The sequence below is a fragment of the Streptomyces sp. BE303 genome (assembly GCF_036290945.1).
GTDB lineage: Bacteria > Actinomycetota > Actinomycetes > Streptomycetales > Streptomycetaceae > Kitasatospora.
Window position 1 is genome coordinate 1 of sequence record NZ_JAQYWZ010000809.1, and the last position, 15,004, is coordinate 15,004.

Annotated in this window: 10 protein-coding genes and 6 pseudogenes; 8 read left to right on the plus strand and 8 right to left on the minus strand. The window is 71.2% G+C overall.

What is annotated here, in order from left to right:
* Together PUR56_RS27065 and PUR56_RS27070 are read left to right on the plus strand one after the other, a co-directional pair.
* Nucleotides 1–112, plus strand: a pseudogene (locus PUR56_RS27065) (IS5 family transposase); the annotation flags it as partial.
* Nucleotides 113–213: 101 nt separating this feature from the next.
* A protein-coding gene (locus tag PUR56_RS27070) for an IS5 family transposase (RefSeq protein ID WP_329950831.1) occupies nucleotides 214–1,022 on the plus strand; the annotation gives its coding sequence in 2 pieces (ribosomal slippage) (nucleotides 214–553 and nucleotides 553–1,022; 810 coding nt in all).
* Nucleotides 1,023–1,241: 219 nt separating this feature from the next.
* Here PUR56_RS27070 and PUR56_RS27075 read toward each other — a convergent pair.
* On the minus strand, nucleotides 1,242–2,135 hold the full coding sequence (locus PUR56_RS27075; RefSeq protein WP_329884492.1) for a phytanoyl-CoA dioxygenase family protein: 894 nt from the start codon (nucleotides 2,133–2,135) through the stop codon (nucleotides 1,242–1,244).
* 34 nt (nucleotides 2,136–2,169) lie between these two features.
* Here PUR56_RS27075 and PUR56_RS27080 point away from each other — a divergent pair, with 34 nt between their 5' ends.
* Nucleotides 2,170–3,051: a helix-turn-helix domain-containing protein gene (locus PUR56_RS27080; protein ID WP_329950832.1), complete on the plus strand. Its 882-nt coding sequence runs from the start codon at nucleotides 2,170–2,172 to the stop codon at nucleotides 3,049–3,051.
* 142 nt (nucleotides 3,052–3,193) lie between these two features.
* Nucleotides 3,194–3,478, plus strand: coding sequence for a hypothetical protein (locus PUR56_RS27085; protein WP_329950833.1), 285 nt, complete (start codon nucleotides 3,194–3,196; stop codon nucleotides 3,476–3,478).
* Between the two features lie 790 nt (nucleotides 3,479–4,268).
* Here the strand turns inward: PUR56_RS27085 and PUR56_RS27090 are convergent.
* Complete coding sequence (locus tag PUR56_RS27090; RefSeq protein WP_329884504.1) at nucleotides 4,269–6,455, minus strand: alpha-L-fucosidase; 2,187 nt, start codon at nucleotides 6,453–6,455, stop codon at nucleotides 4,269–4,271.
* Nucleotides 6,456–7,521: 1,066 nt separating this feature from the next.
* Between PUR56_RS27090 and PUR56_RS43595 the strand changes: the two are divergent.
* Nucleotides 7,522–7,725, plus strand: a pseudogene (locus PUR56_RS43595) (IS256 family transposase); the annotation flags it as partial.
* A 350-nt stretch (nucleotides 7,726–8,075) separates the two neighbouring features.
* Here PUR56_RS43595 and PUR56_RS27095 read toward each other — a convergent pair.
* Both PUR56_RS27095 and PUR56_RS27100 read right to left on the minus strand, forming a co-directional pair.
* Entirely contained in the window at nucleotides 8,076–8,327 is a 252-nt protein-coding gene (locus PUR56_RS27095) for a hypothetical protein (RefSeq protein ID WP_329950834.1), read from the minus strand.
* Between the two features lie 63 nt (nucleotides 8,328–8,390).
* Nucleotides 8,391–9,452, minus strand: a complete 1,062-nt coding sequence (locus PUR56_RS27100; protein ID WP_329950835.1) for an SGNH/GDSL hydrolase family protein — start codon at nucleotides 9,450–9,452, stop codon at nucleotides 8,391–8,393.
* 474 nt (nucleotides 9,453–9,926) lie between these two features.
* On the opposite strand from PUR56_RS27100, the pseudogene PUR56_RS27105 reads away from it, so the two are divergent.
* A pseudogene (locus PUR56_RS27105) lies at nucleotides 9,927–10,088 on the plus strand (response regulator transcription factor); the annotation flags it as partial.
* 353 nt (nucleotides 10,089–10,441) lie between these two features.
* Here PUR56_RS27105 and PUR56_RS27110 read toward each other — a convergent pair.
* The 4 genes and pseudogenes from PUR56_RS27110 to PUR56_RS27125 all read right to left on the minus strand — a co-directional run.
* A pseudogene (locus tag PUR56_RS27110) lies at nucleotides 10,442–10,878 on the minus strand (GntR family transcriptional regulator).
* A 302-nt stretch (nucleotides 10,879–11,180) separates the two neighbouring features.
* Nucleotides 11,181–11,525, minus strand: coding sequence for a helix-turn-helix domain-containing protein (locus tag PUR56_RS27115; protein WP_329950837.1), 345 nt, complete (start codon nucleotides 11,523–11,525; stop codon nucleotides 11,181–11,183).
* Nucleotides 11,526–12,717: 1,192 nt separating this feature from the next.
* Nucleotides 12,718–13,107, minus strand: a complete 390-nt coding sequence (locus PUR56_RS27120; protein WP_329950838.1) for an ATP-binding protein — start codon at nucleotides 13,105–13,107, stop codon at nucleotides 12,718–12,720.
* A 430-nt stretch (nucleotides 13,108–13,537) separates the two neighbouring features.
* Nucleotides 13,538–14,003, minus strand: a pseudogene (locus PUR56_RS27125) (pyrroloquinoline quinone biosynthesis protein PqqE); the annotation flags it as partial.
* Nucleotides 14,004–14,109: 106 nt separating this feature from the next.
* On the opposite strand from PUR56_RS27125, the gene PUR56_RS27130 reads away from it, so the two are divergent.
* Together PUR56_RS27130 and PUR56_RS27135 are read left to right on the plus strand one after the other, a co-directional pair.
* On the plus strand, nucleotides 14,110–14,499 hold the full coding sequence (locus tag PUR56_RS27130; RefSeq protein ID WP_329950839.1) for a VOC family protein: 390 nt from the start codon (nucleotides 14,110–14,112) through the stop codon (nucleotides 14,497–14,499).
* A 251-nt stretch (nucleotides 14,500–14,750) separates the two neighbouring features.
* Nucleotides 14,751–15,004 (plus strand): annotated as a pseudogene (locus PUR56_RS27135) (isorenieratene synthase); the annotation flags it as partial.

The following is a 15,004-nucleotide window of genomic DNA, read 5'->3' on the forward strand; positions in this document are numbered from 1 at the left end:
CGACTACGAAGCCCTCCCGGCCCGATCCGAAGCCATGATCCACGTCGCGATGATCAGCCTCATGACCCGCCGCCTCACCGGCGAAACGACCCCCACCTGGCACGGAACCTGACCTCGACAACCAGGAGCGAAACACCCACTAACTGATCGTTTCAGAATGAGTTTGGTTCTGGGGCTTGGCAGTTGAGGTGTCCGGGCGGCAGAGTTCTGCCTATGTCGGATGATCTTGTGCCTGATGACTTGTGGGAACGGGTGGCGCCGTTGTTGCCGCCGCGTCCTGCACGGCGGCATCGCTATCCAGGCCGGCTGCCGGTGGATGACCGCGCGGCCCTTCGCGGCATCGTGTACGTGCTGTGCAAGAGCGTGAGCTGGCGGGATGTGCCTGCGGAGCGGACCGGCTGCAGTGGGGTGACGGCCTGGCGGCGGCTGCGGGACTGGACCGAGGCCGGTGTGTGGCCTCGCCTGCACGAGGTGCTGCTGGCCGAGCTGCGAACGGCGGGGCTGCTGGAGATGGACGACGCCGCGATCGACGGCTCGCACGTCAGGGCGCTCAAAGGGGGGCTCACACCGGGCCTTCGCCGGTCGACCGGGCCCGGCCGGGCAGCAAGCACCACCTGATCGTCGACCGGCACGGCACCCCGATCGCCGTCACCCTGACCGCCGGCAACCGCCACGACGTCACCCAGCTCCTGCCGCTCCTCGATGCGATCCCACCGATCTGTGGCCTGCGCGGACGCCCGCGAAAGCGGCCGCGCAGGCTGTTCGCCGACCGGGGCTACGACTACGACAAGTACCGCCGCCTGGTGTGGAAGCGTGGGATCAAGCCGCTCTTCGCCCGACGCGGCGTCGCCCACGGCTCGGGCCTGGGCAAGACCCGCTGGGTGGTCGAGCGGACCTTCGCCTGGCTCCACCAGTTCAAGCGCCTGCGCATCCGCTACGAGATACGCGCCGACCTACACCTCGGCCTGCTCCAACTCGCCTGCAGCATAATCTGCTTGAGACGACTCCGAACTTCATTCTGAAACGATCAGTAAGAGGACGGCGTGCGAGCAGGACGGATCATCCACCGCGGGGGCGGTTGCCGTCGATTCGAAGGCCACCGGCACCGCCCACTTCCGTGCGGCGGTGGGACGGTCACGGGTGAGATGATGGTCATCCTGATGCGAAAGTAGCGCCCGTGGGCGTCGCCGGTTCGTGCCCATGACGCAACCGGATCTCCTCCCACCCGCGGGCCAGGGCCGTCACAGGCCGTCCTGGTCGTGCCAATGGTTCTGCCAGCGCGCGTCGAGCGCGTCGTCGGCGGCCTGGAAGCGGATGTCGGTGGACAGGCGGAACCTGCCGGCCGGGTCGTGGTTGTCCAGGGACGCGTGGATCACGTAGGGGCTGTGGACCATGAGGTCGCCCGCGGCGAAGTCGGTGACGAGCCAGCGGGTGTCGTACTGCTCGGCCAGGGCAGGCAGATCCGCGGCCATCGGGGCGGCCGGGCGTCGCAGTCGGCCGGCCGCCTCCTCGGCAAGGACGCGGCGGTGGCTGCCTTCGAGGTAGATCAGGGGCCCACGCGAGATCGGGCAGTCCCCCAGAGGAATCCAGGAGGACATGACCCGGTCGGTGCCCTCACGCAGGTAAACCAGGTCGTAGTGGGCCTGGGTAGCGGTGCCGATCCCCGATTCGCCCGGACCGACATGGCGGATGATCTTTCGGCGGTGCAGGTGCACCGCGCCGGCGCCGAGGAACCACCGGTGGAAGGCGACCAGGTCGGGGTTGCGGCACAGGTCCTCGTACTGCGGACCGGGAACGACCTGCTGGAACAGCAGGTGACGCAGGCGGGCGCGGTCAACGCCCGCCGCCGGGGCTGCCAGGCCCTCGGCCGGGTCGGAGCCGGGCCGGATCAGTCCGCAGTCCGACAGGACGGTGAAGTAGTAGGTGCGGAAGGCCTCGATCGTCGATCGTTCGAAGAAGCCGGGCAGGTAGAGGTACCCGTCGCGGTCCAGGCGGGCCGTCAGCGCCTCGCGGTCCAGGCGTTCCGTGTCCGGAACGGGCTCCAGTCGACCGAGCCTGTGCTCCCGGCCGTCCAGTCGGTAGCCGTTGGAGGTGAGGCCGCCCGGCGGCGTCCGGGTGGGATGTCCGATGCTCATGCCGCCATGCTGCCCGTCAGGGCGGGGCGGGAGAATGTACGCGTTCCGCAAGGTCTTGGACGATTGTCGACGCGAGGATCGGATGGAATCCGTTGCGCACTACCGCACACCTCCGGAAGGTGTCCGGACTCTGGGGCTCGCGGTCACCGGAGCGGGCCGGATCCTGGGCCAGCCCCCCTCCCGCGTCGACCGTGTCCTGAACTGCCACGCCGGTGTTCTGGTGTTCCACGGCTCGGGCACTCTGGAGCTGTACGGCACTCCCGGCCTGTGTCAGGTGCGGCCGGGCTCGTTCTTCTGGCTGCCGCCGGGGGTGCGCCATTGCTACGGGCCGTCGGCGGGCGGCTGGGACGAGTACTGGGTCCTGTTCGAGGGGCCTGCCGCGCAGGGCTACACGGATCTCGGCTACCTGGGCGCGGCCGGCCCGGTGCTGGAGCCGGCGGACGCCGCCGAGGCCTTCGCCCAGTGCGCCCGGATGCTGGAGCTGCTCGGCCGGCCGGAGTCGCTCGCCGGTCATGTGGCTGCCGCGAGCACGCTGCATGCGCTAATCAACGCGGTGGGGACCGGTCGGCGCACATCGGCCGAACCGGGTCGGTTCCGCCGCGACCTGGGCAGACGCGCGCTGGAGCTGCTCGACGGCGCGCACGGGCCGGTGCGGATCAGCGAGATCGCCAGGGAGCTGGCCGTATCCCGCGACAGCCTGGCGGCGGCGGTCCGCCAGGCCACCGGCTCCACGCCCACGGTCTACCTGATGCGACGTCGGGTCGACCGGGCAAAGGTCTTGCTGACCGACACCGACGCCCCGGTCTCCCTGATCGCCCGGGAGGTCGGCTATCCCGATCCGGCGTACTTCACCCGGGTGTTCACCCGCCACGCGGGTGTCGCGCCGTCGGTCTTCCGGGAGCAGCAGAGGCGCTGAGGGGCCGGCGCCGGCAGCGGGGCCGGGCCGGGACGCGGTCCGCCCGGCCCCCGCGCACCCCGTCCGCACGCTCCGAGGAACAGCGGCGCCGAAGCACTGGCGAAACTTTCGCATATCGAATACGTTCCTCCCACGCTGCCCGGTGCGCTACCACGTCGACGAGCCCCGCCACACGAACGGCGCCTACTACTCCGAGCAGCGCATCATGGCCTGGCGCACCGCCCAGGGGAAGGCTGTCTTCGCCGTCACCAACCGCTCCGCCACCGAGCCGTTCACCTACACCGTCGACACCCAGACCGCCGCCACCTTCCAGGGCCACCGCTACGGTCCCGCCACCACCGACGAGATCCTCCCCTTCGAGTCCGGTCCGACCCTGGAGATCACGGTCCCGCCCCTCTCCGTCGAGTTCTGGGTCCGCACCCCCTGAGGACCCCGGGCGCCGACAATCCTGGGCGGGAGCCCGGTCGAGCGCCCGGCCCCGGCCGGCACCGACTGCCATCGGTGCCGGCCACCACCCCTGACCCGACCCGCCCGGAAGGACCGATGGCCGACCATGCTCCGCGGTCCGGCCGCGGCCGTCCGTCTTGACCCTGGCCGCGGTGGCACGCTCGGGGGATTTCGGGGTGGGAGGGGCAGGTGGCGTCGGCAGTTCCTTCCGCTTCGGCGCGACCGGTGTCAGCGGCCGTGCCACCCGGCCCGCGACCGGCCTGGCCGGACGTGTGCCCGGTGCCGGCTTGCCTGGTGATCGCCGCTGGTCGCAGGGCGGCGGCGACGGGCCGGCCGGCGGGTTGGAGGAGGTCGGCGGAGGGGTGGCGGTGCAGGGCCTACCAGAGGCTGGGCGTCCCGACTGAGGTGTTCGATCAGACGGCGGCCCTCTGCACCCGGTGGCAGCGATCCAGGTCTTGGGACGGGTGGGTGCGTGGCCGGACGTACCGGTCGGCCGTAGCGGCGGCCCCCGTCCTCGCCGACCCGGACGGCCGGCGCTCGGCCGGCCGACCGGGCGAGTTCCTCCGGGGCCGCGCGCACGACCCCGGTGACCGGCTTGAGGCGGGTGAGTCGCGGACGGTGGCCAGGACGTGGGTGGAGTCGGTGCGCTGGGTGGTGTGCCCGCGGGCCAGTCCGGCGTCTTTGCGGCGGGCCGGGGCGAGGTCGAGGAGACGGTCCCCGCCCGGCCCTCCCCCAACAGGCGGTCGCGGTGGCCGGCGACTGCGGCTGGTTCAGGGGGCGGTGCGGAAGGTCCAGCGCAGCGTGGGGTCGGTGCGGGGTGCCACGAGCTTGAGCGGGGCTCCGTTGTTGCGCGCGCCCGCTCCGTCGAGGAGCAGGCCACTGCCGTGGTTGGCGATGGTGTACGCGCCGGTGCCGAGGTCGGTGATCGTCCACTGCTGGCCGGCGCCGCCGTCCCAGATCTCCTGGAACGCGGTGCCGCCGGTCGCGACGCCGGTGGCATCGACGACCAGGCCGTTGGTGCGGTTGACGAGCCGGTAGCGGCCGGTGCCGAGTTCGATCGCGTGCCACTGCAGGTTGGTACTGGAGTTCGCGGTCCACTGCTTGACCGGGGACCCGGCGCGCACGTCGCCGCCGCCGTCGACGGCCATACCGGTCGCGGTGTTGGTGATCCACAGCCATGCCTCGGGCGCAAGGGTGACCCGCAGCGAGCGGATCCGGTCATTGGCCCCGGTGATGCGCAGGTCCGCGGTGTCGGTGGTGAACGTCCACGGGGTGCCGGTGAACTGGTCGCCGGGGTAACCAACCACGCGGTACGCGGTGGGGATGTGGAGGGAGGAGATGCTCGCGGGTGCCATGCCGGCGGCCTGGAGCTGGGCGGCGGTGTGGCTGCCGAGCGGGAGTGTCGCGCGGGGACCGTGGAAGTCGACGTCGCGGAAGGCGGTGATGCGGGTGGGCGGAGTGAGGGGTGGGATGACGTTGGCGAAGGTGAGCCGCAGGGTGTAGGCGTGGGCGGGGAAGGGTGCGTTCGTGGGCAGCGGGATACGCAGGCCGTCGGCGTCCTGGGCCCATCCGGTGACCTCGGTGGACTGCCCGGCTGCGGGGCCGAGCAACCGCACGTCGGTGAGGGCGGTGAGGTCGATGCGCTTGCGGGAGCAGGTGGTGACGGTCAGGCCCTGGGAGGGCCAGCCGAGGGCGGTGGCATAGAGGGTGGTACCGGCCTTGTCCCGCGTGAAGCGGATGTCCTTGGCGGTGCCGACGACCGGCTTGGTCAAGGAGCCGCCCATCGCGGTCGGGCCCTCCCCGTACGCCGTCCAGACGCGGGTGTCGTAGACGGCCTCGCCGAAGCGGGTGAGGTGGTCGCCGATGCCGAGCAGGATGTCGCGCTGCCTCTGGGGGATGGTGCCGTCGGCCGTGGGGGCGACGTTGAGGAGCATGTTGCCGCCCTTGCTGACCCGGTCGAGCAGGGCATGCATCATCTGCTGGGTGGAGTAGTAGCCGATGCCGGTGGTGTAGCACCAGCTGGAGCCGCTGACGGAGTCGTCGGTCAGCCAGTACGGCTCGCGCAGATCGCCCGGCCCGCCGCGTTCGAAGTCGTACACCTCGCCGGGGCTCGGGTAGTGCTCCTTGTAAGTGGAGACCACCTCCTTGCCCCAGTCCTCGGCCTGGTTGAAGTAGTAGGACAGGAAGTCCAGGCGCCGCTGTTCGTCGACCTCGTCGAGGTTGAAGTCCTGATAGATGATGTCGGGATGGGCACGGTCGACGACCTCTTTGAGCTTGGCGTACCAGAGCCGGTTGGCGGCGGTCCGGTCGAGCTGACCGTAGAGCTTCTTCAGGCTGGGGTCGCTCTGGGCGGGGGCGAACTGGTAGTAGCCGGTGAAGTTGTAGGCGTGGTGCATGGCGACCAGCAGCTTCATGCCCTCACCGCGGATCGCGTCGGTGAACAGGCGTAGCAGGTCGAGCCGGGGACCGCGGGCGACGGAGTTCCATTCGTTGACCTGGCTGTCCCACATCGAGTAGCCGTCATGGTGTTCGGCGACGGGCCCGGCGAAGCGGGCGCCGGCGGCCTTGAACAGCCGTGCCCATTCGTCGGGGTCGAACTGGCCGCCATGGGAGACGAGCTTCGGTGCGAACTGGTGGAAGGTGCCGGCCTTGTCGCGGCCACCGTCGATGAAGGTGTGGTACGGCCAGGCTGCCGGGGTTCCGAAGGTCGCGATGTGGTGCTCGTTCGGGCCGGACCCGGTCTGGTACATGGTGCGCGGGTACCACTCGCTGCCGTACGCGGGGACGCTGAAGACGCCCCAGTGGAAGTAGATGCCGAACTTGGCGTCCTGGAACCATTCGGGTGCGGCGGTGTGCCGGCCCACCGAGGGCCAGGTCGGCGTGTACGGCCCGGCGGCGGCTGCGTCGGTCGCGGCGCGTGCGGGTGCGGAGGCGAGCAGGCCGGAGCTGCTCGCCATCGCGACACCGGCGGCGGCGCTCAGGAAGGTGCGTCGGGACAAGGACACGGGAACTCCCTCGGGATGGTTGAAGGAAGGGACGTGTTACTCGTGGGGCCGTCCGGAAGTGTCAGGACCGGTTCGAGGAGCAGGCGAACAGGGGCCGGGCGGCCCTACTCCGTGGCGTGGTTCCATCGCCTGCCGTGTTTCTGCGGACGGCGTCGAGATCTTCCCGCTGACGGGCCCGATGCCGGCGCGGTCGCGCTTCGTGCCGTTCGAACACGCGGACAGCGTGCGTGCGAGACGCACCCCCTGCCGTCACGAGAGCCGGGAACGGCTGGTCGAGGAATTGGCCATGGGTACACCTTGGGCGGGGAGGGGCAGGTGGCACGTGCGGCTCCGCGTGCCCGACAGGTCAGCCGGCTGAATCAAACGTGGCATGTCACATACGTCGGTCGATCAATCAGAAGTCAACACCGGTTCGTCTGTCGAACTCGGACTGCTACAGCGCCAGGATCCGTCCGTCGACCCCAGGCCCGTCGTAGACCGGGCCGCATCGATGCCCGTGCCGCCTCGACGGGAGCTCAGGGAGCCAACGACCGAGCATGCTCCCGGAAGGGAACGGGCCCGCAACGACACCTGAACACACAGCTACGAAATCTGACGGAGCGTCTATTTGCCCACACTCAGCAGCTCGCAGGCGACAAACGGTTGGACACGTTTGGGTTTCGGCGAGGTCAAGCAGTAGGTGAACCATAGGTACCGGGCGAGCCGGCCGCCGGTCGGCGTATCGCCGCCACGACAGCTTCACCTCACACACCGGACGGGGGGCTTCTCGACCTGTCGGCCCCAGGTTCGCACCAACTCTTGACACATGGCGGCGACCCGGGTGTCATTCCCCTTGCCTGTCGACTTGTGTTTGTTTGTGACTTATCTCGTGTACTTCTGGCGACACTCCACGCTCGTCACACCCGCGGGGACGACCAGGCCGGCCGGTCTCGACGTTCGCCCCTCGCCCACCCACCCGGGAGAAACCACCCATGTCCAGGAGCGGAGCCCCCCTTGCGCCGCCGGGCCGTCCTGACCGCTGGTCGTCGAGCGGCGGAAGGACCGCACCGATGCCTGCGAGGCGGCCCTGCTGGGCGAGGTCGGACTGCTGACCCGGTTCACCCGGGCCGTACCGGAAGGGGCGCCGGGGGCGGAGATGAGCGAACACCTGGGCCATGAGGAGCACGATGTGGCCAGCCGAGGTTCGGGCGACAGCCGCAACGGCACCTCGCCCGGCCGGGTTCACCGAGCGGATACTGCTGTACCCCCGGCACGAGCGTGCGGGACAAGCAGCAGAGCGGGCCGGGGGCCGCCCCACCCGCTTCTACGACGCGGGGTAGGGCGGGCCCCTCACCGACAGCAGGATTTTGGTCGAGTTTCAGGACGGCGAGGGAATGACGGCGGGCCTGGTGCCGAACTGACGTCCCAGGCCATCGGGGTAGGAGCGCCGTCAGTCAGGCGTATCCGCTTGCGGAGGAGATCGAGGCTGCGGCGCATGGACAGCGCCGCCGACCACCCGGACGCCGCTCAGCGTGCTCCGGTGCAGTGCGTCGCCGAGGAACTGCCGTGGCCGGCCGAGCAGGTGCCCGTGGTCTACCGGCACGGAGACTTCGCCACTCGCTGGCTGTGGGACGGCCCGACCGGAGGGGTGCGGCAGACGGCGGGCACCGTGATCGTGGCGGTGACCGTCGACCGGCCCGTCCTGGTGGTGGTGAAGGCGGCGGTGACACCGGTGCCGCACGGGACGGTGCTCGCCACCGGGTCGACCGTGATTCCGCCGTGCGGCACGACGGCGCCGAGGTTCTCGCGATCCAGGCTTGCGCCGCCGGTGGTGCGGAGTTCCAACTCGAACAAGGCCAGCCGCGCGGGCCCCCGGCCGATGACGCCCGACGGATGGGCGAGGGGCCGTCAGCGGTCGAGGAGGGCGTCGCGAACGGCGCGTTCCACCAGGGGCGCGGCGTTGGCGTGTTCCCTGGCGTTGGGGTGGAGGAGTGTGGCGCGTTTGCCGATGGCGGCGCAGTCGAACGGCAGGCCGCCGGGCACCGTGGTCGGCCAGAAGGGCTCGGCGTCGCCGCAGATGCCCTCGATCCACTGGGTGTCCTCGGGTGCGCACACGTCATGGCCCACGCTGGAGGTGTAGAGGTCGACGTACCCGTCGCCGCGTTTCGCCGCCTCCGTTCGAATGATCGTATTCATGACCTTCAGCGCGTCCTCGCGCAGCCAGTCGATGTCGGCGGGGCTGATCGGACCGAGCTGTGTGGGGCCGCCGCCGCAGGCGCTGCCCCGCTCCGGCAGGACGGCCGGGTAGCCGACCGTGATGACCCTGGCGTGCGGGGCGGCGCGGTGGATCGCGCCGAGCATCCGGCCGTACTCGTCGCGGATCCTGGCGAGTTTCGCGTCGAGGCCCTCCACGCCCTCCGGTGGATTCGTGTAGTACGCCGCACAGGAGACATGGGCGAGGGCGAGGTCCAGGCATTCGCCGAAGGGGAGGCTGATCGCGCCGATGCCGACGGTGACGACATCGGTGCGGTCTCCGAGTCGGGCCCGCCGGATCTGCGGATCCACCGCGGGCCACCCGGCGGGGTCCCCGGCGGGGTCCCCGGCGGGTGGCTGCACCGGACTGGTCGGCTGCTGCCTCTCGCGGGTGATGTTGCCGATGGCGGCGTTGTCGCAGCTGACGTCGGTCAGGTTCACGGGCCTGTCCGGCGGGCGGGCGGCGAGCGCCCGCCGTACGAGGTCGGGGTAGGCATGGGCGGTCCGATCGCATCCGTCCCGTGACGCGCTGCCCAGTGCGGGCCTCGGGTCCCCGATGAAGAGGCCGGCGGTGTAGGAGTCGCCCAGGGCGGCCCACTCGTAGCGATCCCTGCTGCTGCCCTCGGCCGCGGCCGAGGGCAGCAGCAGGGTGACCGCCAGCACGGACAGTCCCACCATCGGTGCTCGGGCGCGCAGACGGGTTGAGGGGTGTCGCACGGTTCCTCCGTGGCATGGGACGAGGCCGGGCCGGGGCACGGCTCCGGACGGCGCGCGGTGCGCACGAGAAACGTTCCGCATGCGTAGCACCCATTCCCGCACGGCCTGGCCGTTTCCACCGGCCGGGCCGACCAATCGGATTCCTCGCCGTGCTCCTGTGGGGGTGGTTCGTATGCCGGTCCGGCCCGCGTCGGGGACGGGGCGGGTAGGCATCGCTGGGCCGTCGCCACCGTCGACGGCCCAGATCGTGCGGGATACCCGTAGGCGGTCATCGCGACGGCCGTCGCCGCACCGTGGCCGAAGTCCCGGCCGCGCAGCACCGCGGCTCACGCCGCCGAACGCGCCGCCCGTACCCGCACCGACCCTGTCGAGGCCCAAGGGCGCCTCGCCGCACCGATCGCCACGTTCGAGCGCCTCGGCGCCACCTACGACGCCGCCCGCCGCCACCGCACGCTGCGCGAACTCGGCAAAACGATCTCCAACCCCCGCGGCCGGGCCGGCTACGGCGACCGCCCCCCGCGCGAAGAGCAGATCCGCGACCTCCTCACCACCGGCGCCACCAACAAGGACATCGCCGCCCCACTCTTCCTCTCCACCCGCACCGTCGAGAACCACGTCGCCCACATCCTCACCAAACTCCGCACCACCCGCGCCCTGGTCCACGCCCGACGAACCGGCACCGCAAGCAGGAGCGCTGACCACCGAATGTTCCGCGACCTGCCGGCGGACCGTGGAGGGCAGCCGACAAACGCAGGCGCAGCCGCAGGGCCCTCGCGCCGTCGATTCCGGCAACACTCGTCCGCGATCACGCTGGTGGCCCATGTCAGTACATGCGGGCCTCGATCATGCCGGCCCGGCGTCTTCGGGCGGCCTCGGGCACCTGGGGGCCGACACCGGAGGCGGGCACTGGACAGGCCCGCGGCCTGCTCCGGGGTACCTCGCGGAGGCGCCCGACGGGCGGGACCCGGGGAACGTGACACCCTGTCGGCTCAGGAGGAACACTCGACCTCGTGCACGGCCTGGGAGCCGATGTGGGCGCGGAGCGCGTCCGCGGCCGCCACCGGGTCGCGCCGGCGCAGCGCGTCCATGATCACGTCGTGCTCGGTGACCGCGGAGCGCCAGTCCCGGCCGACCGTCGGTACGGTGACGCGGTAGCGGCGATGGTGAGCAGCAGTTGCTCGGTGAGGTCGTGCATGACGCGGTGGCCCGCGCTCTGGGCCAGGGTCCGGTGGAAGCGGGAGTTGAGTTCCGCCATCTTCTCCAGTGTGCCGACGCCCAGTGCGTCACGCATTGCCTGCCGGGTGTCCTCGAGTTCGGCGAGCCGGGTGTCGTCCATCCGCTCGGCCGCGAGTTGGGCGACCAGCGTCTCGACGGTTTGGCGGGCGAGGAAGACGCCTCGCATCTCGGCGACGTCGATCGGCGCCATGGTGGCACCCGCGTGGATCCGTGAGACCAGCAGTCTGTCGGCTTCCAGTCTCTTCACCGCTTCGCGGACGGGGGCTTGCTGATGCCGAGCGATGTCGTCTCGTCGACGCAGGCGCCGGGACGTCGTCGGTGATGGGATGGCCGGAGAAGTCCGCGAAGGCCTGGAAGCACTGGAAGCCGTCACCCTGTGGGTGACGGCTTTCCCGCGTCCTGTCGCACCGCCCAGGGGTGGAAGTCGCCGAGCCGCAGGCGGCCCGTCCGGACCAGGCGGTGACGCCGGGGTCAGGTGTCGGCGGTAGGCGGCTATCCGGCGTCGTGGCGAAGCTGTTCGTTGATGCGCAGGGCTTCTTCGAGTTGGTCTTCGAGGATGATGATGCGGCAGGCGGCGTCGATGGCTGTGCCCTGGTCGACGAGGTCGCGGGCGCGCATGGCGATGCGTAGCTGGTAGCGGGAGTAGCGGCGGTGGCCGCCGTCGGAGCGTAGCGGGGTGATGAGGCCCTGGTCTCCGAGGGTGCGCAGGAAGCCGGCCGTGGTTCCGGTCATGGCGGCGGCGCGGCCCATGGTGTAGGCGGGGTAGTCGTCGTCGTCGAACGAGCTGACGATGTCGGGGGTGTTCGGTGTGCGGGGCGGGTTGGTGGCCGTGGTCACTGCACCTCTTCCTATTCCTGGTACGGGAACGCGTCGAGGGGCCCCGGCGCCGTTGCGGCTCCGGGGCCCCGAAGGGGAACAACACCATCTACCGGCCTGGGCCGGTCCTCTGTTTCCGCACTGCCCCGGGGGATGGGGCGTGCGGGGATCGCGTATGCGTGACCGGAAACCACCGTCCTTCGTAGCTGGGGGGTCTGCGGTGTCCGCCCGGACTGAACTGCTTCCTCACGGGCCGGGCGATCCTGATGGCGCTTGCGCCCTCCGTTCTTCCTCTGCGTCACTGACATTCCTGCGAACTGCGGTTTCACACGGGTACTGCTGGTACGGCGCACTGCTTCGGCAGCCCTTGACTGCCACCCGGTCCGGCTGCCGGCTCCATCGCCCGTCCTGCTCACGAGCCCGGCGTGGAACCCCGCTGTCCGGACCTCCCCGGCACGCGCGCCCGCAGTCCGGCGCCTTTGCAGGGGTACTGCGCCCTGCTGAACTGCGTTGACTGCGAATCGACTTCACTCAGTGAAGTGCGATACCGCCTCGTGGTGGCCCCTGATCACTGCGGGCCGCCCGGCCCGGCCACCGGTCCTGTCGCCGCTCTGTACTTCCTTGGCTTCAGGGCCCCGCAACCGTGCCGACCTGCGAACTTCCGTCACGCTTCCCACCAGTTCGTGTCTGGCGGGTACCTCTCGACTGCTGGCTACGAGAGAAACACTAACCACAGCCGACATCAATGTCTACTCCCGCCAGAACAGATTTTTCCGCGTCCGAGGGGAAGGTAGTCTTCGGCCAGAACCGAGACGGACAAGCGCCCCGCCCCGGCGCCGCAGGGGTTCCAAGGAAGCGGGAAGGACGGCGCCCGATGACGGAAGGGACACCGCCGGCGGTGCCCGTCCCCGGAACCGCCCCTCACACCCCCGCGCACGAGGAAGTCCCTGCCGGCGGCCCTCGCCGAAGCCGTCCGCGACCGCGGAGAACACGTCCTGCGCCGTCCCCTGGCCCGCTTCGCCGAACAGGCCGCCGTTACCGGCCTCCCAGCCCTCAACCCCACCCGCACCCGCACCCGCACCCGCATCGGTGCCGGCACCGGCACCGGCACGCAGTACGACGGTGTCCACCGGCAGGGCGGGCCCACACAGGGCCGAACGCACCGCCCCTGCGCAGCTGTGACCGAAGGGTGTCGGGGACGGGAGCGGTGGCGCTACCGGGCGAGGAGGGCGGTGACGGTCTTGCCGCCGGTCTGCCGGGGGGTGACGGTGGTGGTGTGGGCGAGGCGGTTGACCATGGGCCAGCCGAATCCGCCGGTGCCGGCGGCGAGGTCGGGGGTGCGCATGCGCGGCGGTCGCGGGCTGCGGTCGTGGACGGCCACCTCGACGCCGTCCGTGTACGCGGTCAGGTCCAGCGCGAACGTGCCGCCCCCGTGGCGCAGGGCGTTGGTCACGAGTTCCGAGACGACGAGGACCACTGCGGCCGCGGCCTCGGGTGCGAGGGTCGGCACGAGGCCCGCGAGGAATCCGCGCGCGCTCTCGCGCGCACCCGCGACCGAGAGGACCCAACCGGGGGCTTCGACAGCGACGCTCACCGTGTCCATCAGGTCACCTGCTCCCCGGGGCACCAACCCCTCTCCGGCCTGCCCGACCCTCATTCCCCGACAGCCCGAGCACCAGCCCCACCACAGCCATCCCGCAACCGGCACCCGCCGTTCTCCGGGCAACGGGCAACGGGCAACGGGCCAGGTTCTGACGGCGGGCCGACCCCGGACCGGCGCGGGGGCGGCCCGGCGACGGTAGTGCCGTCTGACCGGCGGCGGCCCCGGTCACCAGGACCACGGCGACGGCCTGTGCGGGATTCCGGGCGGCCGGACGCCAGCGGGGGCGACCGTGGGCCAGGCCTCCGGGGGGTGCGGACCGGGGCATCAGCCTGGACTTCCGACGGACCGGTCACATCATCGTGGTGGGCGAGGCCGGTAGCGGCAAGACCTCCGCACTTTCGCTCTGTACCCGCCCACACCCGATGTTCTGTCAGCGGCGGTGGGCGAATCGACCGGGGACGTCCTGGGAGGGCGTACCGGGTCCGCGAGGGATCCACGTGCTCCGTCCGTCGGCCGGGGCCGCCGGCCCGGGGGCCGCTTCGACCAGTTCGCGGACGAGATGGTGGTCCGGGGCCCAGCGGCAGGCGGGATCCGTCCGCCGGGCGTCGCCGGTAAGGGCGAACGCCTGACAGCGGCAGCCGCCGAAGTCCCGCTCCCGCTGCGGGCAACTGCGGCACGGCTCGTTCATCCAGGCGGTGCCCCGGTAGGCGTCGAAGGCCTTCGAGTGCTCCCAGATCCACTCCAGGGAGTGGTCCCCGGTGTTCGGCGGGTCGAGTCCCGGCAGGGTGTGGGCGGCCGGACAGGGCAGAGCCGTCCGGCGCCACGGTGAGCGAGATGACTCCCCACCCGCCCATGTACGGTTTCGGCACACCCTCGAAGTAGTCCGGAACGACCCATTCGCGGCCGAGGCCGCGTGGCAGCAGAACGGCGCCGACCCGACGGGAACAGGACGACGACTACCCTGATCAAACCGTTGTTCGCATGTGGAGAGGCTGGTTGCCCATGTTCCTGGGTCTACGAGTGGTGGTGTATCCGGCGCCCGACCTCGCCGCCGGCAAGGCGTGGTGGACCTCGATCCTCGGTATGGAGCCCTACTTCGACGAGCCGTTCTACGTCGGCTACGACGTCGGCGGCTACGAGCTGGCTCTGAGCCCGCGTGCCGACCCCGCCGACGGCCCCGTGACCTACTGGGGCGTCGCCGACGCCGACGCGGCCCTGCAGCAACTCGTCACCGCGGGGGCAACCGTCAAGGAAGGGGTGCGCGACGTCGGCGGATCGATCCGCGCCGCATCGGTGACCGATCCGAGCGGATCAGTCATCGGGATCATCGAGAATCCGCACTTCGCGCTCCCGGAAGTCGCCCGGCAGGCCGGCGACGGCCCCGGCCGATAACGCGCCCCCTGGCCAGTGCGGCGTTGCCGAGCCGCCGGAGCACCGCAGCCTGACCGACACCCGCGCGGCCGGCCTGGAGAGCGAATGCGGCTCCAGCCCCGACCGGACTGACGATCTGCTGGACCCCTTGCCAGTCACCTGGCGCCGCAGCCTGCACTGCTCGGATCTCGTCCCCGTGAACACCGGCGCCGCCACCCGCACCCTGCGCGCCCGCTGGGTCCTCGACTCACGGCCCAGGCCACCGCGGCCGAATGCACACCGCCACCGCCGTCCGCGCCGTCGCGCCGCGTCCCGACGGCGGCTTCGACCTCGACCTCGACGACGGCGCCGAGGCTTTCGATGCCGTCGTCCTCGCGACCGACCTCGCGGGCCTGCGGACCCTGGTGGAGCGGTCCCCCCTGCTCGACGACCACGAGCTGCGGGCCTGCGCCGCCGCCGTGCGCCAGGCTCCGCCCTTCCTCGTCAGCCGCCACTGGATCGACCGGCCTGCCCGCCCCGACCGGGC